This is a genomic window from Streptomyces sp. NWU339 (assembly GCF_003143855.1).
In the GTDB taxonomy this organism is placed as follows: domain Bacteria; phylum Actinomycetota; class Actinomycetes; order Streptomycetales; family Streptomycetaceae; genus Streptomyces.
Genome location: NZ_QFRK01000002.1, coordinates 365,411 through 386,576, shown reverse-complemented (window position 1 = coordinate 386,576; position 21,166 = coordinate 365,411). Strand labels below are relative to the sequence as shown.

21 protein-coding genes are annotated in these 21,166 nt (G+C 69.3%); 7 read left to right on the top strand and 14 right to left on the bottom strand.

Annotated elements, in window-relative coordinates:
• The first annotated feature begins 432 nt into the window (after window positions 1–432).
• Entirely contained in the window at window positions 433–1,137 is a 705-nt protein-coding gene (locus tag DIZ27_RS45055) for a hypothetical protein (protein ID WP_146228903.1), read from the top strand.
• Between the two features lie 124 nt (window positions 1,138–1,261).
• Here DIZ27_RS45055 and DIZ27_RS04770 read toward each other — a convergent pair whose 3' ends face one another.
• From DIZ27_RS04770 to DIZ27_RS04730, 8 genes are all read right to left on the bottom strand, one after another.
• Window positions 1,262–1,999: an HNH endonuclease family protein gene (locus DIZ27_RS04770; RefSeq protein WP_258308228.1), complete on the bottom strand. Its 738-nt coding sequence runs from the start codon at window positions 1,997–1,999 to the stop codon at window positions 1,262–1,264.
• Between the two features lie 270 nt (window positions 2,000–2,269).
• Complete coding sequence (locus DIZ27_RS04765) at window positions 2,270–2,803, bottom strand: kinase (protein WP_181383389.1); 534 nt, start codon at window positions 2,801–2,803, stop codon at window positions 2,270–2,272.
• 703 nt (window positions 2,804–3,506) lie between these two features.
• On the bottom strand, window positions 3,507–4,643 hold the full coding sequence (locus DIZ27_RS04760; protein ID WP_109376992.1) for a ParB/RepB/Spo0J family partition protein: 1,137 nt from the start codon (window positions 4,641–4,643) through the stop codon (window positions 3,507–3,509).
• Window positions 4,640–5,902 (bottom strand): ParA family protein, encoded by a 1,263-nt coding sequence (locus DIZ27_RS04755; protein ID WP_109376991.1) that lies wholly within the window; start codon window positions 5,900–5,902, stop codon window positions 4,640–4,642. The genes DIZ27_RS04760 and DIZ27_RS04755 overlap by 4 nt, the downstream gene beginning before the upstream one ends.
• Window positions 5,903–6,456: 554 nt before the next feature.
• Window positions 6,457–7,554 (bottom strand): hypothetical protein, encoded by a 1,098-nt coding sequence (locus DIZ27_RS04745; protein WP_258308227.1) that lies wholly within the window; start codon window positions 7,552–7,554, stop codon window positions 6,457–6,459.
• On the bottom strand, window positions 7,469–8,410 hold the full coding sequence (locus tag DIZ27_RS04740; RefSeq protein WP_109376989.1) for a phosphotransferase: 942 nt from the start codon (window positions 8,408–8,410) through the stop codon (window positions 7,469–7,471). Before DIZ27_RS04740 ends, DIZ27_RS04745 begins: the two co-directional genes overlap by 86 nt.
• Complete coding sequence (locus DIZ27_RS04735; RefSeq protein WP_109376988.1) at window positions 8,410–9,561, bottom strand: hypothetical protein; 1,152 nt, start codon at window positions 9,559–9,561, stop codon at window positions 8,410–8,412. The genes DIZ27_RS04740 and DIZ27_RS04735 overlap by 1 nt, the downstream gene beginning before the upstream one ends.
• A 13-nt stretch (window positions 9,562–9,574) precedes the next feature.
• A complete protein-coding gene (locus DIZ27_RS04730) occupies window positions 9,575–10,234 on the bottom strand; it encodes a histidine phosphatase family protein (protein ID WP_181383377.1) in 660 nt (219 codons plus the stop codon).
• 24 nt (window positions 10,235–10,258) lie between these two features.
• On the opposite strand from DIZ27_RS04730, the gene DIZ27_RS46800 reads away from it, so the two are divergent.
• Entirely contained in the window at window positions 10,259–10,381 is a 123-nt protein-coding gene (locus tag DIZ27_RS46800) for a hypothetical protein (RefSeq protein ID WP_258308226.1), read from the top strand.
• Window positions 10,382–10,503: 122 nt separating this feature from the next.
• Window positions 10,504–11,892, top strand: coding sequence for an IS1380 family transposase (locus tag DIZ27_RS04725; RefSeq protein ID WP_109376986.1), 1,389 nt, complete (start codon window positions 10,504–10,506; stop codon window positions 11,890–11,892).
• 127 nt (window positions 11,893–12,019) lie between these two features.
• On the opposite strand, the gene DIZ27_RS04720 is transcribed toward DIZ27_RS04725, so the two are convergent.
• A complete protein-coding gene (locus DIZ27_RS04720; protein ID WP_181383376.1) occupies window positions 12,020–12,496 on the bottom strand; it encodes a hypothetical protein in 477 nt (158 codons plus the stop codon).
• A gap of 20 nt (window positions 12,497–12,516) precedes the next feature.
• Here DIZ27_RS04720 and DIZ27_RS04715 point away from each other — a divergent pair, with 20 nt between their 5' ends.
• On the top strand, window positions 12,517–13,131 hold the full coding sequence (locus DIZ27_RS04715) for a GNAT family N-acetyltransferase (RefSeq protein ID WP_309074840.1): 615 nt from the start codon (window positions 12,517–12,519) through the stop codon (window positions 13,129–13,131).
• 70 nt (window positions 13,132–13,201) lie between these two features.
• Here the strand turns inward: DIZ27_RS04715 and DIZ27_RS04710 are convergent, their stop codons facing one another.
• Both DIZ27_RS04710 and leuA read right to left on the bottom strand, forming a co-directional pair.
• A complete protein-coding gene (locus DIZ27_RS04710) occupies window positions 13,202–13,900 on the bottom strand; it encodes a TerB family tellurite resistance protein (protein ID WP_109376984.1) in 699 nt (232 codons plus the stop codon).
• 185 nt (window positions 13,901–14,085) lie between these two features.
• On the bottom strand, window positions 14,086–15,807 hold the full coding sequence (leuA, locus tag DIZ27_RS04705; RefSeq protein ID WP_109376983.1) for a 2-isopropylmalate synthase: 1,722 nt from the start codon (window positions 15,805–15,807) through the stop codon (window positions 14,086–14,088).
• 340 nt (window positions 15,808–16,147) lie between these two features.
• Between leuA and DIZ27_RS04695 the strand changes: the two genes are divergently transcribed.
• Genes DIZ27_RS04695 through DIZ27_RS04685 form a run of 3 tightly spaced genes read left to right on the top strand, consistent with a single transcriptional unit; the run spans window position 16,148 to window position 18,875 of the window.
• Window positions 16,148–17,218 carry a M4 family metallopeptidase gene (locus DIZ27_RS04695; protein ID WP_109376982.1) on the top strand — a complete coding sequence of 357 codons (1,071 nt, stop codon included), beginning with the start codon at window positions 16,148–16,150 and terminating at the stop codon, window positions 17,216–17,218.
• A 21-nt stretch (window positions 17,219–17,239) separates the two neighbouring features.
• Window positions 17,240–17,506 carry a protealysin inhibitor emfourin gene (locus DIZ27_RS04690; protein ID WP_109376981.1) on the top strand — a complete coding sequence of 89 codons (267 nt, stop codon included), beginning with the start codon at window positions 17,240–17,242 and terminating at the stop codon, window positions 17,504–17,506.
• A 58-nt stretch (window positions 17,507–17,564) separates the two neighbouring features.
• Window positions 17,565–18,875 (top strand): GH1 family beta-glucosidase, encoded by a 1,311-nt coding sequence (locus tag DIZ27_RS04685; RefSeq protein ID WP_181383375.1) that lies wholly within the window; start codon window positions 17,565–17,567, stop codon window positions 18,873–18,875.
• Window positions 18,876–19,073: 198 nt separating this feature from the next.
• Here DIZ27_RS04685 and era read toward each other — a convergent pair whose 3' ends face one another.
• The 3 genes from era to DIZ27_RS04670 all read right to left on the bottom strand — a co-directional run bounded on the left by era (window position 19,074) and on the right by DIZ27_RS04670 (window position 21,161).
• Window positions 19,074–20,027: a GTPase Era gene (gene era, locus DIZ27_RS04680; RefSeq protein WP_181383374.1), complete on the bottom strand. Its 954-nt coding sequence runs from the start codon at window positions 20,025–20,027 to the stop codon at window positions 19,074–19,076.
• 112 nt (window positions 20,028–20,139) lie between these two features.
• A complete protein-coding gene (locus DIZ27_RS04675; RefSeq protein WP_109376978.1) occupies window positions 20,140–20,616 on the bottom strand; it encodes a hypothetical protein in 477 nt (158 codons plus the stop codon).
• A gap of 191 nt (window positions 20,617–20,807) precedes the next feature.
• Window positions 20,808–21,161 (bottom strand): cytidine deaminase, encoded by a 354-nt coding sequence (locus DIZ27_RS04670; RefSeq protein ID WP_109377030.1) that lies wholly within the window; start codon window positions 21,159–21,161, stop codon window positions 20,808–20,810.
• Window positions 21,162–21,166: the final 5 nt, after the last annotated feature.

The window sequence follows — 21,166 nt, the reverse complement described above, 5'->3', positions numbered from 1 at the left end:
GGCTACTGCCGGGGGCCTCGCCGTGCTGCCCGGAGGAGACCGCCGTGCCCACCTTCGAGACACTCCCCCGCTTCACCACCGACCTCCAGCACCTCGCCCCCACCCAGCGTCGGCGTTTCCACCGCGTCGTCCTCGACTCCTTCGTCCTCGACCTCCGCACCGGGCTGTTCCGCCCCGGCCTCCATAAAGGGCGTGCGCTGTACGCCCGGCACCTTCGAGCTCACCTGGGATGGCAATGGCCGCGCGACGTGGGAGTGCGGACCGGAACAGATACCGGGCCTCTGCCACGTCGTGTGGCATTGGATCGGCGGACACGGCATCTTCACCGGCCCGTGACGGCGGGTGCGTCCAGGGGCCTGATCGGCGTGAGGGCGCTGTGGCGGCCATCATGTGATCTTGGCGGGCATGACGGAGTGCGCCGTACATCGTTGGGTGGGACGTGAAGCTGACTACCGAGTCGGGCGGAGTGGGGCGCTGGCCGAACAGGTGGTCGTCGCCGCGTGCGAGCTAACTGACGCCACCGACCCGACGCAGTGGAGCGCAAGCGCGGTGGAGGACGTGGCTGCCGCTCTGGAAGTGTTGGTCGGCGCCCTCGCCCGGCTGGACCCGGAGTGCGCGGAGATCCTCGCCGTCGTACCCGCTGCTGCGGCTGCCGTCCTTGAACRCGCTGAGCAGGCACGCGCCGGGACCGTCCCGCAGGGCCGGGCAGCTGGTGGTCAACGTGCTGCCGGTACCAGCACGGCGCTGCGTCAGGCGCTCGCCGCCCATGGCYTCRCCCGGTATCGCGTCCACCAGCTCGGTGCCGCACTGGTCACCGTGACCCTGGACCCGCCCGACGCCCAGGCCCTGGCCGTGCTGCTCACCCGGTGCGCCGGGGTTTCCCACCAGGCGCAGCACGCTGATGACGGGGCGGGCGAAGGGCCGGCCGAAACCGCGGCTGCCGCGCTCGCGGACGCCCTCCGCGCCCATGGAGCAGGCTCATCCGCTCGGGTCCTGGCCTCCGGACAGGTCAGTGCCGGGGTCACCCCGCAGACCGCGCAGGCCGTGGTGGCGGCGCTGGCTTCCCTGCCGGCCGCCGCGTCACGCGGCCGGCGGCGCGGGCTTGGGCCGGGCTTCAAGGGTGTAGCCGCCCGGTAGAGCGCCCGCCAGGCTTGCCGTCCCGCCGGCCCGAGAGGATGAGTCGTCGAGGTGTGTGCCCGGTCCCGTCCAGGAGCGTCCGTCGGTGTCGCAGCCTGGTACCGGAGTGTCCGATGGTCAGCGGTTACGGGGCGACTTCGTACGCCACGACCGTGTCCGGGCAGGTGTCGGCGAGTTTCACCAGCGCGGCGCGTTCCTTCTCGTCGACGGTCAGCTGCCACCGCAGCTTGGTTCCGGTCCAGTCCGCGGCGTAGGTGCAGTGGGCGCTCTTGGCCGGCGGGAGCCAGGCGGCCGGGTCCTTGTCGGCCTTGGAGCGGTTCGTCTTCGCGGTGACCGCGACCAGCGAGCGTTCCGCGCCGAGGTCGTTGGCGTAGGCCTGGCGGCGCTCGGGCGTCCAGGCGTGGGCGCCGCTGTCCCACGCTTCGGCGAGCGGCACCAGGTGGTCGATGTCCAGCTTGCCCGGGTCGGTGACCTCGACCTCGTCGTAGTACGACCTCCACACCCCGCCGCTCAGCGCGCACCGCTCCCCCTGCTTGGGCTTCGTGGTGGCCTCCGCGATCAGGACCTCGGCCCGGGTCGCGCAGCCGTCGCCGTCCTCGTCGACCCAGTGCTTGAAGCTGTCGCGTTTGTAGCCGTCCCGCTGCTCGTCCCCGTCCGGGATCTTCGCGATGGCGTCCGCGAGCGGCAGGCCGCCGTCGGCGGGTCCGCCGCCTGGCGCGCCGGACGGTGCGGGCTTACCGGGGAGCGCGCTGGAGTTTGTGGAGTCGGGCTTCGCGTCGTCTTCGATGACTTGTGGGGTGCAGCCGACCAGCGAGACGCTCAGGAGCGCGGTGGCAAGCGGTATGAGATGGCGGCGGGTCACGGTCGTGGTCCTGGAGGTGAGGCAGTGGTAGCCCCTCATACTCCCAGGTCAGCCGTGAGAGGTGACAGGAGGTCATATGTGCTGGCTGTAGCCCTCTTCAGCCGCAGTCGCCCGCCTATCTCGCCCCCGTCTCTTCTCCTTCACCGGGACATGGGCGAAAGCGGCCGCAGTGACCTGTGCAGACACGATGCCAGTCCGGCGGGTCGCGCAGCAGGAGGTGCAGCCCCTGTCGCAGCAGATGGTGCAACGTCTGTCGCAGCGGTGCCCCGGTCAGCGGTCCAGTGCGGGCAGGTGGGCCAGGCCGGTGTCGAGCATGATGCGGTCGAGGGTCTCGTGCAGGGCGCTGTCGGCACCGATGACGGTCTCGAGCCCGCCGGGCAGCAGATCGCGCTCCCGGTACCAGTCACGCAGCTGCGTCTCGTTGACGTCATCGGCGATCGGTTTTGTGGCATGCCGGGCGAGGGTTTCGTCGAACGGCACGTCCAGGTAGTAGCCGTGGGTCGGGCCGCGGTGGTCGGCGCGCAGCGCCGCGAGCATGTCGCCGTAGCGGTCGACGTAGAGGATGCCTTCGACCACGAGGTGATAGCCGGCGTCCAGGGCGTAGCGTGCCGTCAGGTCGATCAGTCCGATGTTCGCCGCTCCCGGCCAATCGTGTTCGCGGAGCACGATGCGGCGGAGGTTGTCCTGGCCGACCAGGGCCAGGCCGCGGCCGAACCTCTCGCGGAGGCCGGCCGCGACGGACGACTTCCCCGAGGCGCTGTTGCCGCGCAGCACGATGAGCCGGGTTTCTTCGGTGCCCACCATCACGGTGGTCACGCTACCGACGTCCGCTGACACCGTTGGGGCGTTCCCGGCGCCGACTGCGTCGATGCCGGGACGAGTGGCTTACGTAGTCCTAGCGGCGCGTGGATCTGCTCCCTGCAGTCGCGCGGGATGCCGCAGGGGATGCTGCCGCCCGACCTGGGCTCGAATCGAATAGTCGTGCCAGTCTGGCCGCTGTCCTGCAGGTGAGGTGATGGGAAGGTCGCCCGGAAAAGGGCCACGATGACCACTCCCCCGCCCTCGATCACGGATCCCGTGGGGCAGCCGTCTCGGACGGCACCGGAGGGCAGCCTCAGAATGGTGTGCCCCGGGTCTGTTGGATTCTTCGGGGCGGACTCCGAGTTGATCTGCCAGAGGAAGGACCGGCCGGGCCACACGCCGCCCGAATTCGGTGAGTTGCATGGACCGGCCTTGGGACGCGCGCTCCACGAGTTGACCGCCGAGGCCGGGCTTGTAGGAGAGGACGCGGTCCACCGAGGCTGGCGTGGAGCCTGCCGTGGAGGACCGCGTCCTCTGGTCGTCGCTTACTGACGCGTGAAATTGACGCCGTGCCAGCTCGCGCCGTTGTTCGGAAGTGGTCAGTCGGAGGCGAGGTCCCCGACCGCGAAGCGGCGAATAGCGGCCGCCTGAAGCTACTTGGTCTCGCTCTCCATCGCCTTTCAGTGGAGGACCGAGACGCGTGGGGTCAGTCGACCCGTGTGGCTGCCTGTTCAGCGAGTGACTGTGCCAGTTCACCGAGTCGGCTCGGGTTGCGCTTCATTGCTTTCGTGCTGAGGAACTGGAGTAGGTCGAAGAAGACGTCTTCGTCGGGGATCTTCTGGTCAAGGAGCATGGCGAGGGAGCCGGGCTCGTCGTACGGCACCTTGCGGGCTGGCCGTTCCTCGTCTGCGGCATCCTCACTCGCGCTTGGAGAGGCCGTGTCAGACCGCGGTTCCGGCACTGCTTGCTGGAGTGCTCGATCGCCAGGGGTGTCTTCTGACGGAGGACTGGAGGGCGATTCGTTCGTCTCGCCGTTTCCTATTACGCCGTAATAGCCGTCGGGCTTCCCGGCGTCCTGAGCGATAGACCCGGCACCCTTCGCCGGGTTCTTCCGGTTGCGTTCCCGCTTCTCCGTCTCCTTGCGGGTTCGCTCTTCCTTGAGTTCCTTGAGTGCTGTCTCCTGTTGCTCAGCTGGCTTGTTGCCCACGGCGCGCAGCAGGTCGATGGGCTCTTCGCCGATCCGGGCCTGTAGTTCTGGGGTGAGGTTGAGCAGGGCCAGGCGTTGTGACACCCATCCCTGGGAGCGGTGGAGTCTTTTGGCCAGGGCGGTCTGGCTGCCGTGGATGGCCAGGAGTCGTTGGAGGGCGCGGGCTTCGTCGAGCTCTTCGAGGTCTTGGCGGTGGATGTTGGCGACGAGGGCCGATTCGAGGAGTTCTTCGGAGGTGGTGCCCTGGTCGTCGCTGACCATGACCTTGACTGTGGCGATGTTGGCTTCGCGGGCGGCGGCGAGGCGGCTGCTGCCGTCGATGACGACGTGGGTGGTGTCGGGCTGGAGGTCGGCTTCGCGCTCTGGGTTGGCCTGGATGTAGGCGTCTCGGTTCATGACCGTGATCGCCTGCTTCTGGCCATGGGTTTTGAGGCTGCCTGCTAGGTCGGTGAGGTCGCCGAGGCTGGAGCGGGGGTTGTCGGGGTTGAGGCTGATGCGGTGTGTGGGGAGTTCGGTTGGTGGGGCGATGCCGTCGGTGGGGACTCCTGTGGCGGCGGCGACGGCCTGTCGGCGTGCGCTGATGGTGCGGGCTCCTCCGCCGAAGCGGCCGGCACCGAGCTGGTCGGCCTTGCTCATGCGATCTCCCGGGCCAGTGCGCGCATGCCGATTGCCTGCTGTGATTTGGGTGCGTACGCCAGCAGGGGCTGCTTCATCCGGACTGCTTCTTTCTGTTCCTTGAGGTCGCCGATGAGGCCGACGACTCGTGGGTCCTTTATGTCGACCCACCCCTGTAGTGATGAGGTGGCGATGAACCCGCGGCGGGAGTCGTAGAGGTTGACGACGATGCCGAGGTAGTCGATGTCGACTTGTAGGTCGCTGCGCAGATCGTCGATCTGTGTGGTGAGTAGTTCGTAGGCGTCGGCTGAGCTGTCTTCGGCTTGGACAACGATCAGGGCGCCGGACTGGCCGGGCTTTTCGCCGTCGCGTCGGCGGCCGTAGTAGGCGGCGGCGTCCATGCTGAGGCCGAGGCTGGGCGGGCAGTCGACAAGGATCACGTCGTAGTCGGCTTCGAGCGGGGCCAGTGCCCGCTCGAGCGCGGCTTCCCGGGCGCGCACAGCTGAGAGGCGGACGTCGAGGAGGAAGGCGTCGTTGCAGGCGGGTAGAAGGTGGAGTCGGCCGCCGAAGGTGTTGTTGTCGATGGGGACGATGAGGTCGCGGAGGTCGCCCTTGGGGTCGCCTGCCATGTGGTTGGTGAGACTGTCGCCGTTCATCGGTAGGCGTTCGGCGCCGAGTTGGTTGGTGAGGTGGCACTGCGGGTCGAAGTCGACCAGGAGGACTCTCATTCCGAGGCCGGGCAGGTTCTCGATGTCGAGGGGGTCGTTGGCCGGCTCGTGGTCGGTTTGTGTGTCACTCGCGCGTAGGGCTTTGGAGAGTGCCTTGGCGACCTGGGCGGCGTGCAGTGTGTTGGGGTCTTCGGCGAGTGCTTCACCGAGGCCGGCGGTGATCGCTGTTTTGCCGACTCCTCCCTTCTGGTTGCAGACGATGATGCGGCGAGTGATCTCGGGCCGTTCGACGTCTGGTGTGGGGTTGAAGTCGAGCCACAGCTGGACGGACTGGGCCATGCCTTGGATGAGGGAGACACGGCGGTCTGCGGCGACTTGGCGGAACTCTTCCCACTGGCTGGGCGGTAGGAAGGTCGAGAAGGAGTCGGCGCCGGAGGTGTCGACGGTTGCAGTGGCGGAAGCGAGGCTGCACCAGTCCCTGATCCCCTGTTCCACGGCGGCCTGGATCTCGATGCCATGTTGGGCTGCTCTGATTTTGAGGTTCTGCCGGAGCCATCCCGGCAGTTTGGAGACGACCTTCTCGCGGTCGCTGGAAGCGGCTGACGAACTCATGGGGGACACCTTACTAACGTTCATGATCCTTTGGGACATCGACACGTTAGCTAGGGGTGCTCGTTGGCGCATCGAAGTGGATGCCCCGGCTGCTCCGGGCTATTACGCCGTAATAGCTGACGTCGCCTCACTGAGACCGCCGCACGCTATTACGTCGTAATAGCTCGGCCCGGGCGCAGGGGAAGGTGAGTGAAACGCGAGAAGGCCCGGCTCCCCAGCGATCATCTGTGGGGAAGCCGGGCCTTCGGCTGTCAGGACGCCCAGTTCGTGGGAATGGAGCCGTGGTCGGGGTTGGGAAGGCTGGCGGCCGGGGCTGGGGAGGCGGGGTGCCGCATGGCGGTGATCGGGACGGCGCCGAGCTCAGTGCCCAGACCATGGCCAGGTGTGGTCCCACTCGCAGCCGCAGGAGTGGTCCGGGTGCGAGTGCCGTGAGAAGACGCCGTGAGTCAGGACGGCGCGCGGTATGCGGGGGATGAGGACCGAGGGGTCGTCGCCGGGGTGCAGGTGGAGGTTGCGCCAGCCGTGAACGCAGGCCATGGACGCTGTGCGCAGGTTCAGCGGGTGAGGTTGGCGAGGAAGGACTCGGCTGCCGACCACGGGGTCAGCTCGATGCCGAAACCACTGTGTGAGTCAGGGCCTTGGATGTGGACCAGCCGGCCGGACAGGTAGACGACGTCGCCGGTGCGGAACGCCCCGGTGTACGCACCGAGGTAGCTGCGAAGGTGGGTGATTCGGCGGGCGAACACGGACGGCTCGTCGACCGTGGACTCCGTGACCGTGTCCACCTCGATCCCGTAGAGCGCCGGCGTGACCAGGCCTTCGGAGTGATCCGTGATCCGGGCAAGGACGGAGATCGCCCCTACCTCTTTGGCGACCACCCCGGCGAACGTCTTGTCGCCGTCGGCCCTCAGCGGCTCACAGTTGATGTGCGCCCCCGCACCGGCTGTGAGGCCCTGCAGTTTGCGGGCCTCCTGGCGGATGAGCGCGTCGAAGCTTCCCCCCACCATGTACTTGGCGCGCCGCACGTACAGCCGGGTGAGGGTGTCGCCCTCGTAGGGGTGGATGAGGGCGCGTTCGGCGAACAGTGCTTGCGCCGCCTCGTAGCCGCGCGGCCCGTAGCAGACGAGATCGATGTCGGAGCGGGCGTTGCAGGCGCCGACCAGGAAGGACCCGGTCACGCCGATGACGTCCGCAGCGCCGGCTGCGACGATCCAGTTGATGATGGCGAGCAGGTCCTCGCTGACCGCTGTTTGGTCCAGGAGGCCGGGGGTCTGGTGGAGTGCGGCGAGGGTCTGGCGGCAGGAGTAGTGGGTGACGATGTCCTCGCGGGGTACGCCGGTGATGACGCATCCGACGGCGGGGGAGTAGAGGTAGCACTCGGGCCGGTCGGCGAGGATCCCGAATGCTTTGGACACGATGCTGTTCTGCCGGTACGTCCGGCCGAACAGCACGCGGTCGCCGCGGGTGTCCGGGTAGTACTTGACGTACCCCAGGAAGTGCGTGCCGGGGTGGACATCGCCGATGACTTTGAAGATCACCCCGGCGCGGTCCAGGAGGTAGTCGCGGTCACGGATGGTCGCCAGCGCTGTGCCCAGCGGCGAACTCTTTGAGGCCGGGGAAGAGGGCGGTATCGACCGTCCCGGTGCGCTCATACTGCTCGAGTCCCTTCGTGAAGAGGTGACGGCGGTACTGCCACTTCAGGTGCTTGTCCGTGCGGGAGGGGTCGGTGGGCCGCATCAGGGCGAGGAAGAACAGGGCCTTGACGAGCAGGTAGGCGCCCAGGTTCTGGCTGACCGGCTGTCCGCTGGCGTGCAGGCTCGCGTCGTCCAGCACGGCGAGGTAGCGGTGTCGCTGGCCGGGGCTGGCGGTGTAGCCCTTGTTGCCGCCCTTGAAGGCGATGATTTCCAGGGCCGGGAGGACGTCGTATCCGAGTGGGACCAGGCCGTGGTGCTGCCAGTCGATGACCCCGGCCGGCAGGACGTTGGGCAGGCCGTAGTCGAGGTGGCCCCGCGCCAGCGGAACCGTGCCGAGGCGGTCCAGCGCGTGGTCGAGCGCGGCGTGCGTGCGGGTGTTGTCCAGGTCGGGGTTCTCCTGGAAGACGTTGTGGGTGAACCCGGCACTGTCCAGCCACTGTCGCAGTGCGCCGGGCGTGGGCTGGACGCGGTGGGCGGCCTGTGCGCGCAGCAGCCGGGCGGCGACCTGCGCGGCGGTGTCGGTGACGTCGTCGGCGAGGTCGCGGCCGCCGTCCAGTGATGCCACCGCCCTCTCGTGCAGGGTCTGGTCGCCCAGCGACTCCTCCACGATGTAGTAGTGGCCGTCGTCGGTGACGCCCTCCTCCAGGACGTGCGGGACCGGGTAGTTAAGGTCCGCGATCCGGCGCTGGAATTGTGCCTCCGCTTGGAGCTCGGCTCCGCCGGTGCGCCGGTAGCGCGTTTTGTCGGCGGAGACGTACACCGCGCCGTTGGCGGTGGTCCGCTTCTTGACGAACCGCCAGGTGTTCTCGTTCATCAGCTCGCTCCTTCCGGCTCCTGTGCGGAGCCGTGGGTGACGGGGGTGTCGGGGATGGCCCGGGCCAGGGTCCGGACGTCCATGACCCAGCGCATATCACCCGCCGCGATACAGCGCCGCAGTTCGGCGAGGACGTCACTCCCGGGTGTGTCCGGCCGGGCCAGGTGGGCGCGGCGCCAGAATTTCAGCAGGGCCGGAAGCTGCGCCGGGGTGATGCCCGCCCGGAGGTGCAGTGAGCACAGGGGCAGGAACCAGGCGAGGAACTGCTCTCGTAGTGCCGGGCTGACGCGGTGCACTTCGCACAGCCGCTGCAGCCCCGTGGTGTCGTCGTACGGGATGCGCCCGTGCAGCGCGTACCGCAGCCGCGTTCCGTTGTGCCTGCGGAACAGGGCCCCGTAGGCGGCGATGTTCGCCGCGGCGTTCTCGGTGACCGTCATCACCGGCCGCCCGGCGCTGTGCCGGGCAGCGGCGGCCAATACGGCGATGTGCACGCCGGCCCGCGGGTCCAGGACCAGGCCGTCGAGCCCGAGCGGCACGAGGCTGATGCCGTGGTCGCGGGTGCGAGACAGGATCAGCCGCTGCGGGACGTTCTGGGCGATGGTCAGCAGATGTCCCGGTGGCCGGGCCCGGTGGGCGTGGAAGTCATCACGTGCGAGCACTGATGTGCCGGGGGGCCGGTCCCAGACCAGCAACCGCCGGGTGTGCGGCCGGGAGCCCTGGTTCCCGCATAACCGGCAAGGGTGGGCGACGGCGCCGGTCATGTGACCGCAGCGGGCGCAGAGACGGACTGCGGTGGGAACGACCGCCAGGGCGCCTTCCAGCAGGAGGTGTTCGGTCATCTCCAGCGCGAGGGCGGCCACGACGGGCGTGGTGTCGGTGAGAACGCCACCGGCCGGGGCCGCACCCGGTGTGTACTTGGCGGCGATCGTGCGTTCCTCCCGCTCCTGCCGGCCGACGGTGTCCCGGTCGGGGGCGTCACGGTGGCGCAGGTCTCCGGCCAGAGTGACGGTGTTCCACAGATGCGGGACCGGCCCGGCGCCAAGGAGGGTGTTGAGTGCTTCGGCCGCGCGGATGCCAGCTGCCTTGCCCGGCCGTTCGGCGATGGTGAAGGGGCCGTTCTGCACGGGCCCGTTGAGGTACAGGACGTTCATGGCCGTGGCCTCCTCAGCAGTCCGGCTGGGTGGTGCCGCGGGCGTGGAACAGGCCCTCGGCCTGTTCGTAGACCAGGACGGCGGCGTTGGGTGTCTTGCGCACACGGGCCTCGTCGACCAGTTCGGTCACCGGCCGGCGCTCCAGGACCGCGCGCAGCGCGAGGATCGCGGTGTGGTGCGTGAATGCCACGACATCCGCCGCGGACGCGGTGTGCAGGCCGTCGACGAACGCCGTGGCCCGCCGCAGGACGCCGCGGGCGAGGGACTCCCCGTCGGCGCCGGGGGGCGTCCACAGGTGCTTGCGGGTCTGCCGGTCCTGTGTCCCCTCGGGGTAGGTGGCGTACAGCTCTTGTTTGGTCATGTAGGTGGCTGCGCCGTAGTGCTGCTCGTTGAGGAGCGCGGTCACCTCGTAGGACAGGCCGGGCAGAGCGAGCACGGCGGTGTCGATGGCGCGGCGGTACTGCGAGGTGCGGATCGCCGGGTCGGGTCCGGTCAGCTCCCGCAGCGTCTGCCGCAACCACAGGCACTGGAGGAAGCCACGGGGCGTCAGGCCGACAACGTCCCGGGACAGGGCATGCGCGGCCGACCCGGTCCACGGACGGGGGTTCTCGTAGAAGCCGGTGTACTTGGTGGCGTTCTCGATGGATTCGGCGTGTCGAACGAGGAAGAGCATCTTCATCCTCTCTGGGAAGGTGTCGTGCCAGACAGCGCCGTGCCCGCACGGGAGGCGGGCACGGCGCTCTGTGTGTTCGAGGGCTACTGGGGAGTGGCGTTGGCGACCACAAGGAACTGGTCGCTCGCCAGGTCCATCACAACCTGAGCCTGGATCCACCGTGTAACCCCGGGCCGGGGCTGGTGCTGGAACGAGGAAGTGCCTTGTGACCTGCGATGATGGGAGTTCTCTACGCTTCCAGCACGCACGATCAGCAAGGCACTTCGTAAGTGAAATCCTCCCATACCCCAGCGGCGACCTTCGCGGCAGCCGATGATGCGTCCGTTCTCGGGTACGGCGGGCTCGCCGCCGCTGTCCGGCTCGCCGAGCGGTGCGATCTGCCGGGCCAGGTCACAGCGAAGGTCCGGCTGACCGGGGCCGGCAACGGTGCCGGAACGGCTGTGGACGCGAAGGCGATGTCGCTGGTGGCGGGCATGGTGGCGGGCGCGGACAGCATCGACGACCTCGACGTACTGCGGCACGGCGCGATGCAGAAGGCGTTTGCCGGGGTGCGGGCACCGTCCACCCTGGGCGCCTTCCTGCGCGCCTTCACCTGGGGACACGTGCGCCAACTACAGTCCGCCACACGGGCGTTCACCGGGAATCTGGTGGCGCACTGCAATCTGCTGCCGGGCGCGGACCGGGTGGTGTTCCTGGACATCGACTCCAAGGTGAAGCAGGTCTACGGCCCGGCCAAACAGGGCGCCTCCTTCGGCTACACCAAGGTCCGCGGCCTGCACTTCCAGATCGTCACCGCCTCCACCCCCATCGCCGCGCCGGTGATCGTCGCCTCCCGGCTGCGCAAGGGGGCGGCCGGATCCGCCAAGGGCGCCGCCTCCCTGGTCACCGAGGCGGTCAACGCGGTGCGGGCGATGGGTATACGCGGGCAGATCATCGTGCGCGCCGACTCCGCGTTCTGCTCGCACAAGGTGGTGGCGGCCTGCCACCGCGCGGGGGTGCGCTTCTCCTTCACCATCGCCCAGCACAAGAAGGTCCGCGAGACCGTCGCGGGCATCGACCCCGGCGCCTGGACGGCGATCAAGTACCCGAACGCCGTCTTCGACGAGGACGAACAACGCTGGGTCTCCGACGCCGAGGTCGCCGAGACCTCCTACACCGCGTTCACCGGGAAGCGGAAGGAGTACCACACCACTGCCCGGCTCCTTGTCCGCCGCGTCCGACGGCTGAATGCCGCCCAGGTCCCTGACGGGCAGGGCGAGTTGTTCGCCGCCCACCGCTTCCACGCCGTGTTCACCGACAGCCCTCTCGCCCTCCTCGATGCGGAGGCCGACCACCGCCGTCACGCCATCGTCGAGCAGGTCTTCGCCGACCTGGAGGACTCCGCTCTGGCCCACCTGCCATCGGGGAAGTTCACCGCGAACGCCGCCTGGCTGACCCTCGCGACCATCGCCCACAACCTCACCCGCGCCCTCGGCGCCCTGGCCTCCACGTTCCACGCCAGGGCCCGCACCGGCACCATCCGCCGCCACCTCATCGCCGTCCCCGCCCGCCTCACCCTCGGCGGACGCACCCTGACCTGGCACTTTCCCGACCGGTGGCCCTGGTGGGCGGCGCTGGAGAACCTGTGGACGGCCACCGGACACCGCCTGCGCACCTGACCGCCCGACCCGAACGCCCACCCACGACCCGAAAGATCTTGGAGACCCCGCCACCGGAACGGCCATCCGGCACCCACCCCTGCCCGAAACCCGAAAAAGCCCTCCCGGAACCGGCTCAGAAGCCTGATCAGGATTCACACGGTGGATCCAGGCTCAACCGTCGGTCGACGGGATTCAATATGTCACCCTGCTCGATCTGCGCAACTTCACGCAACCGCACCCAAGGCCCGCCAGGGACTGCCGCGTAGGCGTCGTCCAGGCACAGCTTTCGCCAGAACTTTTCCCAACTTTCGTCATGTCCGTCTACCTGCTGCCGCAGATAGTCAAGGTTGGACTTCGACCGGTCTAGCAGCGTTATCCGGGCGCACCAGGGCAGCATGGAGAGGGCCGGATAGAGATTGGCGCCGGCACCTACGTCGATCCCATGGACCAGCGGCTCGGAAATGTCACGAAAATGATCACTGAAGTGCGCTCGGACGATCGATATGATCGTCTCGTCGACGGAGAGTAATCTACTGTAGTTCTCCTGAACGTAAAGCGTGGGATCGAATTTTTCCCACTGCGCCTCCGCTTTCGACTGTGCCTGTTCTTCTGGTGATCCCAAAGGAATGCCCCACGGTATCGATGCGGTCAGTCCCCTGCTCCCCCTCCTCCTGGCCCGCTTCGGTGCAAGGAGGCACGGGGGGGCGCACGGCAGGCATCGGCACCGGACACGTGATCCGGGGGCTTGAACGGTCGGAGGCATCAGGCAATTCTGGTTCGATGTCGGCACTTCACCCTCCGTCCGTCCGGGTACGCAACGTCGTCGGGCAGGACATGCCCGACCTGCTCCGCTTGGATCGGGAAGTCTTTCTCGATGACCCGATGCCGCACTCCATCCTGCGCCAGTTCGTGGACATGTTCGCAGACCACCTGCTGGTAGCTGAAGACGAGGACGGCCGACTGTGCGCATACGTGCTGGCCACGCCGCCGCACAGGGGGCGGAGCTGGATCGTCAGTCTTGGGGTCGCCTCCGCCATGCGCAGGCGGGGGCTGGCCGAGCAGCTGATGCGGGAATCGCTGGAGAACTTGCGCACCGAGGGCGCGCACACCGTCCTGCTCTGGGTCGAGCCGACCAACAAGCCGGCTACAGCGCTCTACGACTCCCTCGGTTTCGTACCCGACCGCGAGGGCCCCCGTCCGGACCACTTCGGCCCTGGCGCCGACCGCATCCTCATGACCCTGCACACCACCCCGTAGCCCGCATCCGTGACGAGGTGCCGTGGTTCGCGGCACCAGGCCCGACCCGGCCCGGAGACCGGCTTGCCGGTCAGGACGGTGTCCGGGCCGCCGTCAGCAGGCGGGTCACGTCGTCCGAGCAGATGGTGAGGGCGGCGCCCACGGTGGCCAGGGCGTCGCGTTCGGCGGGGGTGTAGGGGCCGTCGGCGAGGGCGATGCGGGCGCCGCCCAGGAGGATCGATTCGCGGCCCGGGGCGGCGAGGTGCGGGGCCAGCGGGTCGAGGGCCTCGTGGAGTTCTATGGCGAGGCCCGCCGTACAGGGCTCGCCGGTGAAGCGGCCGGTGTCGGCGGCCAGCGCCTCGACGAGCGTGGCCAGCCGGTCCTCGGTGCAGTCGTCGAAGCCGGCCGCGCGGACGGCGGCGACGGCGGTCTCCAGGGACGCCCGCGAGCAGGTGCCCGCGGCCAGCACCGCGAGGGCGACGGTGTGCACGGCGTCGCGGAGCATCGCGGAGAAGCGGGTGGTGGTGGGGTGGTCCAGGACGTCGGTGCCGAAGTGGCGGAGGCAGGCCGCGCATTCGACGACCGGGCCGGCCGTGCCGCGCGGCACCACGGGCACGCCGAGGAGGGTGAAGCGGCGCTGTCCGGTCAGCCGCCGGTAGTTGCGGTCGCCGCCGCAACCGGGGCAGAAGAACTCCCCGTCGCCGACGGCCGTCCACGCGGTCCGGGTTCCCAGCAGGCGCGAGAGTCTGGTGACAGCGGCACGGCCGTCGGGTCCCCGTCCTGGCAGCACGTCGCACCTCCACATCGCCCCGGCATCGTCGCCGCGCTTGCGTGATGTTAGCCACATCGAAGAGTCTTCGTCAGCACCTCGCACGAGACCTTCCCGTGACCCGCACGGGGATTGGCCGGTAACCGACGGGGCCCCGCCCGCCGGAAACGGCGGACGGGACCCCCCGGACCTCTCGGAGCGGCTGTTCAGCGGGCCGCCCGGTTGACGGCCGAGACGACCGCCTTCAGCGAGGCACGCGTGGTGTTCGCGTCGATTCCGATGCCCCACAGCACCTTGTCACCGACCGCGCACTCGATGTACGAGGCGGCCTGCGCGGAGGCGCCCTCGCTCATCGTGTGCTCCTGGTAGTCGAGCAGGCGCACGTCGATGCCGAGGGACTGCAGGGCCTCGAAGAACGCGGAGATCGGACCGTTGCCGCTGCCGGTCAGCACGGTGGGCTCGCCGTCGACGGTGGCCTCGACGGTGAGCGTGTCGACGCCGTCCCGGTCGGTGGTGGACTGGCCGTTCCTGACCTGGATGCGGCCCCAGGCGTTGTCCGGGTTGGGCAGGTACTCGTCCTGGAACACCGACCAGATGTCGGCCGGGGTGACCTCGCCGCCCTCGGCGTCCGTCTTGGCCTGGATGATCTTCGAGAACTCGATCTGCATGCGGCGCGGCAGGTCCAGCTTGTGGTCGTTCTTCAGGACGTAGGCGATACCGCCCTTGCCGGACTGCGAGTTGACGCGGATGACGGCCTCGTAGGAGCGGCCGACGTCCTTGGGGTCGATGGGCAGGTACGGCACCGCCCACTCGATGTCGTCGACGGTGACGCCCTGGGCCTTCGCGTCGGCCTCCATGGCGTCGAAGCCCTTCTTGATGGCGTCCTGGTGGGAGCCGGAGAAGGACGTGTAGACCAGGTCGCCCACGTACGGGTGGCGCGGGTGGACCTCCATCTGGTTGCAGTACTCCCACGTGCGACGGATCTCGTCGATGTCGGAGAAGTCGATCTGCGGGTCGACGCCCTGGGAGAACAGGTTCATGCCCAGGGTGACCAGGTCGACGTTGCCGGTGCGCTCGCCCTGCCCGAACAGGCAGCCCTCGACGCGGTCGGCGCCGGCCATCAGGGACAGCTCGGCGGCGGCCACGGCCGTACCGCGGTCGTTGTGCGGGTGGACGGACAGGCAGACGTACTCGCGGCGGGACAGGTTGCGGCCCATCCACTCGAAGCGGTCGGCGTGGGTGGAGGGGGTGGAGCGCTCGACGGTCGCCGGCAGGTTGAGGATGATCTCGCGGTCCGGACCGGGCTGGTAGACGTCCATCACCGCCTCGCAGACCTCCAGCGCGAAGTCCAGCTCGGTGTCGGTGAAGATCTCGGGGCTGTACTGGTAGCCGAAGTGCGTCTCCGGGCCCAGCAGCTTCTCCGCGTACTCCACGACCAGGCGGGTGCCGTCGACGGCGATCTGCTTGATGTCCTCCTTGGAGCCGCGGAAGACGACCCGGCGGAAGACCGGCGCGGTGGCGTTGTACAGGTGCACCGTGGCGCGCTTGGCGCCCTTCAGGGACTCGACCGTACGCTCGATCAGGTCCTCGCGGGCCTGGGTCAGTACGGAGATCGTGACGTCCTCGGGGATGGCGTCCGGGTCCTCGATGATGGAGCGCACGAAGTCGAAGTCGGTCTGGCCGGAAGCCGGGAAGCCGACCTCGATCTCCTTGTAGCCCATCTTGACCAGCAGGTCGAACATCGCGCGCTTGCGGGCGGGCGACATGGGGTCGATCAGGGCCTGGTTGCCGTCGCGCAGATCGGTGGAGAGCCAGCGGGGGGCGGTGGTGATCCGGTTGCCCGGCCACGTCCGGTCGGGGATGTCGACCTGCTCGTAGCGGCCGTACTTGTGGATCGGCATGGAACTGGGCTGCTGGCGGTTGACCATGGTGCGTGGGCTCCTCGAGGGTCCGCGGTGATCCGGGATGAGACCGGAAAGGGACGGCCGACGGCGCAGCGCCAAACTCCGCGGGGAGGGGGTCGGCCTACTGCAGACCCTCACCGCGGCAGCTAAGGAGAAGCAGCCCGAAACGCATGATGCTGCGCAGCTTAACCGAGACACGGGCCCGTGCGAGCGTCCGTATCAGTATGCGGGACCAGAGGGAGGAACGGGACAAAAAGTGCCGTATACCACTCCAAGGCGCCCGATCACAGGGATCGGCTGCACTTTTCACCAATCATGGTTGCGGATGGTGACAGATCCATCACACAGTGCAAAGGTGCCGGATATGACCACCAACGGGGGCTTCGAGCCCGTCTTCTGCACCATCGTCCCGCCGCACGTCCTCGACCGGCTCGCGCAGGCCGAGGACCCCGCGCTCGCCGGACCCGCCCGCCGCACCCTCCAGCGCGACGCCTACGAGCGCACCCAGCGCCGCCTGACCACGGTCGTCGGCGCCGCCGCCGTCGCCCCGCTCGCCGCGGCCGAGTCCGGCAAGCCGCACCGCACCGTCCACGACGCCCGGCACGGCACGAAGCTGCCGGGGGCGGCGGTCCGCCGGGAGGGCGAGGAGCCCGGCAAGGACGCCACCGTCAACCGCGCCTACGCGGGCCTCGGCGCCACCTTCGAACTCTTCCTCAGGGCGTTCTCCCGCGACTCGATCGACGGCGCCGGGCTGCCGCTGGTCGCGACCGTGCACTACGACCGGGACTACAACAACGCCTTCTGGAACGGCGATCAGATGGTCTTCGGCGACGGGGACGGGGAGATCTTCCTCGACTTCACCCTCCCCATCGACGTCATCGGCCACGAACTCGCGCACGGCGTCACCCAGTACACCGCCAACCTGGACTACTTCGGCCAGTCCGGCGCGCTCAACGAGTCGGTGTCGGACGTCTTCGGCTCCCTGATCAAGCAGTACACGCTCGGCCAGACCGCCGGCGAGGCCGACTGGCTGATCGGCGCGGGGCTGCTCGCCCCGCGGGTCACCGGCAAGGCGCTGCGCTCCATGAAGGAGCCGGGCACCGCGTACGACGACGACGTCCTCGGCAAGGACCCGCAGCCCTCGACGATGGACGACTACGTCCGCACCGGCCGCGACAACGGCGGCGTCCACATCAACTCCGGCATCCCCAACCACGCCTTCTACCTCGCCGCCACCACCCTCGGCGGGCACTCCTGGGAGCGGGCGGGGCAGGTCTGGTACGACGTGCTGACCGGCGGCGAGCTGACGCAGGACGCGCAGTTCACGGACTTCGCGACGCTGACGGTGAAGGCGGCGCGGGCCCGCTTCGGGGAGGGCGAGGAGCTGCGGGCGGTGTCGAAGGCCTGGGAGCGGGTGGGGGTGCGGACGCTGTAGTTCCGTACTAGACACAGAACCATGCGCATTCAGGTGACACGCACCGGTGGATTCGCCGGTATCGAGCGGCGGGCCGAGGTGGACACCTCGGGACGGGCCGACGCGCCCGAGTGGCACGCCCTGGCCGAGGGGGCCGTGGCCGCCGGCCGGGGCACGCCGCCGGCCGGGGTGCCGGACGGCTTCAGCTACCGGATCACGGTGGACGGGCGGTCGGTGTACTGCGCGGACCCCCGGCTGACCGAGGAACAGCGCACGCTGATCAGCAGAGTGCTCAAGGAGGGCGCGTAACCACCGTTCCCCGCAGGGACGTTGACTTGGATCGCGGTCGGTGCGGATGATCCGTGCCATGGCGACGACGAACCCGATCCCCCGCTTCCCGGACGGCTTCCTGTGGGGCGTGTCGACCTCGGCGCACCAGATCGAGGGCGCGGTGGACGAACGCGGGCCGTCCGTGTGGGACGAGTTCAGCGCCGAGCCGGGGCGGGTGCGGGACGGCTCGACGGCGGCGGTGGCCTGTGACCACGTCCACCGCCACGGCGAGGACGTGGCGCTCCTGGCCGGACTGGGGGTGGACGCGTACCGCTTCTCGGTCTCCTGGCCGCGGGTGCGGGCGAAGGGCGGCCTGGACTTCTACGACCGGCTGGTCGACGACCTGTGCGCGGCGGGCGTGCGACCGGTGCCGACGCTGTTCCACTGGGATCTTCCGGCCGGCCTGGACTGGCTGGAGCGGAGCACGGCGGAGCGTTTCGCGCAGTACGCGTCCACGGTCGCCGACCGGCTCGGCGACCGCGTGGCGCGCTGGATCACCCTCAACGAACCCGCCGAACACACCCTGCTGGGCCATGCGTTGGGCGTCCACGCCCCTGGCCGGAAGCTTCTCCTCGACGCGCTGCCGGTGGCCCACCACCAGCTCCTCGCGCACGGGCTGGCGGTACGCGCCCTGCGCGCGGCCGGTGCCGGTGACATCGGCATCGCCAACTCCCACGGCCCGGTCTGGCCGGCCGGCTCGGACCCGGCGGACGTGGCGGCGGCGGACTTCTACGACACGCTCCTGAACCGCCTGTTCGCCGACCCCGTACTGCTCGGCCGCTACCCGGACGGCATCGGCGAACTGATGCCGGGCGACGTCGAGGCGGACCTGGGGGTCATCGCGGAGCCGGTCGACTGGTACGGCGTCAACTACTACGCGCCGACCCGGGTGGGCGCCCCGCAGGGCACCGAGACCGAGTTCGGCGGTGTCCGCATGCCGGCCGAACTCCCCTTCTCGGTACGGGAGATCGAGGGCTATCCGGTGACGGACTTCGGCTGGCCGGTGGTCCCCGGGGCCCTGACCGAACTCCTCACCACCTTCCACGCCCGCTACGACGACCGGCTCCCCCCGGTCGTCATCACCGAGAACGGCTGCTCCTACGAGGGCGTCGACGACCAGGCCCGCATCGTCTACCTCGACGGCCATGTCCGCGCCCTGCACCGGGCGCTGGAGGCGGGCGTGGACGTACGGGGCTACTTCGTGTGGTCCCTGATGGACAACTTCGAGTGGGCGGAGGGCTACACCCGTCGCTTCGGCCTGGTCCACGTGGACTTCGAGACCCTCGAGCGCACCCCGAAGGCGTCCTACGGCTGGTTCCGGGAGATGCTGCGCGAGCAGCGCCTCTGACACCGCCGCCGGGTCAGAAGCCCAGCCGCCGCAACTGCTTCGGATCCCGCTGCCAGTCCTTGGCGACCTTCACATGGAGGTCCAGGCTGCATCAACATGCGGCTACCGCCGCGCGGCGGGGTGCCGAGGAGGGCCTCGATCTGCTTGCGGGACTCGATGCCGACGCCCCTCAGGCCCTCGCCGAAACACCCACCCGSGTCAGAACCCCAGCCGCCGCAACTGCTTCGGATCCCGCTGCCAGTCCTTGGCGACCTTCACATGGAGGTCCAGGAACACCGGGGTGCCGAGGAGGGCCTCGATCTGCTTGCGGGACTTGATGCCGACGTCCTTCAGGCGCTTGCCCTTGGGGCCGATGACGATGCCCTTCTGGCTGGTGCGCTCGATGAACAGGTTGGCGTGGATGTCCAGGAGGGGCTTGTCGGCGGGGCGGTCCTCGCGGGGCAGCATCTCCTCCACGACCACGGCGATGGAGTGGGGCAGCTCGTCGCGGACGCCCTCCAGGGCGGCCTCGCGGATCAGCTCCGCCACCATGACCTGCTCGGGCTCGTCCGTCAGGTCGCCCTCGGGGTAGAGGGCGGGGCCCTCGGGCATCAGCGGGATCAGCAGGTCGGCCAGCAGGTCGACCTGCTTGTCCGTGGTCGCCGACACCGGGACGATCTCCGCCCAGGTGATCCCCAGCTCCTGACCCAGCCGGTCGACGGCGATGAGCTGCTCGGCCAGGGTCTTGTTGTCCACCAGGTCGGTCTTGGTGACGATGGCGACCTTCGGGGTCTTCTTGATCCCGGCCAGTTCCTTGGCGATGAAGCGGTCGCCGGGGCCGATCTTCTGGTCCGCGGGAAGGCAGAAGCCGATCACGTCGACCTCGGCCCAGGTGGTGCGGACCACGTCGTTCAGCCGCTCACCGAGCAGCGTGCGCGGCTTGTGCAGGCCGGGGGTGTCGACGAGGATCAGCTGCGCCTCGGGGCGGTGGACGATGCCGCGCACGGTGTGCCGGGTCGTCTGCGGCCGGTTGGAGGTGATCGCCACCTTCTGCCCGACCAGAGCGTTCGTGAGGGTGGACTTGCCCGCGTTGGGGCGGCCCACGAAGCAGGCGAAGCCGGCCCGGTGGACAGCTTCGGCGGGCTGCTCGGATGACTGGGTACGAACACTCATGCCGCCCATTCTCCCTGATCGTCGGAGCCCCCCTGTACCACCCGCCCACAGGGCGGCCGGACACCCGGTGAGGTGCCCGGCCCGGTGGGGACTGGGGAGTGGGAGCCGGGGATCAGTCGAAGACGAACGGGCCCGGTGACTGCGGTCCGCCGGCCGTGCACGTGATGGTGATGAAGCCGAACGCGGTCACCTTCAGCGTGCCGCCGAACGCCTCCAGGCTGTCGCCGGACGCCACGGTCCCGGAGAGCGGGCCGACCTCGAGGGCGTTCCCGGTCGCCATGGCCGGGTTCTTGGTGCCCTTGAAGACGGTGGTGTCGCCGCCGGCCTTGACCAGGGTGAGCTGCGAGACGAGCGAGTCCTTGCTGATCGCGAGGGGCGCGGTGACCGCGGAGGTGTTGATGGTGACGGTGGCGGACGTGCCGCTCTGGGTGGCCGTGAGGGTGGCGGCACCACCGCCCCAGCTTCCGCAGTCGGCGTTGACGGTCGCCGTCCCGGGGGCGACGGCGGCGGCGGAGGGGGCGAAGGCGAGCCCGCAGGCCGCCACGGCGGCGGCCAGGGACGCGCCGGTGCCGATTCGTGTGCCTCTCATGGAGTCCGGTTCCCTTTCCGTGGGGGGAAGTGCTCGGGCAGGTGGGAGCGGTGACGCTGCACGAGACGAAGGGGTCCGACGGGCCGGCTCTGACGGCCCGTCGGATTCAACGGTTCCATTGATGCGCGGGGGACGAGGCAGCGACAAGGTGGAAATCCGGCCTATTTACCGCCGGTAACACCTTGCGGGGCTCATCCCGCGGCGAGTGTCTCCCGGACCGTCCCGTCCGGGCCGGCCAGCAGCACCGGGGTCCCGGGGCCGCCGAGGTCCCGTACCGCCGCGAGGTCCGCGGCCGGCACCGACTCCTCCGTCGTCACCACGGCCGCCGCCTCCAACGACTTCGCCCCGGACGCCACCGCCATCGCCACCGCCGTCTGCAGGGCGGTCAGCCGCAGGGAGTCCAGGGCCACGGTCCCCGCGACATAGGTCCGCCCGTTCTCGTCCCGTACGGCGGCCCCCTCGGGCACGCCGTTACGGGCCCGCGCGGAACGGGCCAGGGTGACGATCTTGTGGTCCTCGGGGTCGAGCACGTTGCTGTCGGTCATGGACC

Coding starts and splice junctions, on each gene's coding strand:
- DIZ27_RS04695 (WP_109376982.1), top strand. CDS start 16,148: ATGACCACCAACGGGGGCTTCGAGCCCGTCTTCTGCACCATCGTCCCG.
- era (WP_181383374.1), bottom strand. CDS start 20,027: ATGAGTGTTCGTACCCAGTCATCCGAGCAGCCCGCCGAAGCTGTCCAC.
- DIZ27_RS04670 (WP_109377030.1), bottom strand. CDS start 21,161: ATGACCGACAGCAACGTGCTCGACCCCGAGGACCACAAGATCGTCACC.
- DIZ27_RS04685 (WP_181383375.1), top strand. CDS start 17,565: ATGGCGACGACGAACCCGATCCCCCGCTTCCCGGACGGCTTCCTGTGG.
- DIZ27_RS04675 (WP_109376978.1), bottom strand. CDS start 20,616: ATGAGAGGCACACGAATCGGCACCGGCGCGTCCCTGGCCGCCGCCGTG.
- DIZ27_RS04760 (WP_109376992.1), bottom strand. CDS start 4,643: ATGAGCAAGGCCGACCAGCTCGGTGCCGGCCGCTTCGGCGGAGGAGCC.
- DIZ27_RS04730 (WP_181383377.1), bottom strand. CDS start 10,234: ATGCTCTTCCTCGTTCGACACGCCGAATCCATCGAGAACGCCACCAAG.
- DIZ27_RS04735 (WP_109376988.1), bottom strand. CDS start 9,561: ATGAACGTCCTGTACCTCAACGGGCCCGTGCAGAACGGCCCCTTCACC.
- DIZ27_RS04715 (WP_309074840.1), top strand. CDS start 12,517: ATGCGGTCAGTCCCCTGCTCCCCCTCCTCCTGGCCCGCTTCGGTGCAA.
- DIZ27_RS04745 (WP_258308227.1), bottom strand. CDS start 7,554: ATGAGCGCACCGGGACGGTCGATACCGCCCTCTTCCCCGGCCTCAAAG.
- DIZ27_RS04765 (WP_181383389.1), bottom strand. CDS start 2,803: ATGGTGGGCACCGAAGAAACCCGGCTCATCGTGCTGCGCGGCAACAGC.
- leuA (WP_109376983.1), bottom strand. CDS start 15,807: ATGGTCAACCGCCAGCAGCCCAGTTCCATGCCGATCCACAAGTACGGC.
- DIZ27_RS04690 (WP_109376981.1), top strand. CDS start 17,240: ATGCGCATTCAGGTGACACGCACCGGTGGATTCGCCGGTATCGAGCGG.
- DIZ27_RS04740 (WP_109376989.1), bottom strand. CDS start 8,410: ATGAACGAGAACACCTGGCGGTTCGTCAAGAAGCGGACCACCGCCAAC.
- DIZ27_RS04755 (WP_109376991.1), bottom strand. CDS start 5,902: ATGAGTTCGTCAGCCGCTTCCAGCGACCGCGAGAAGGTCGTCTCCAAA.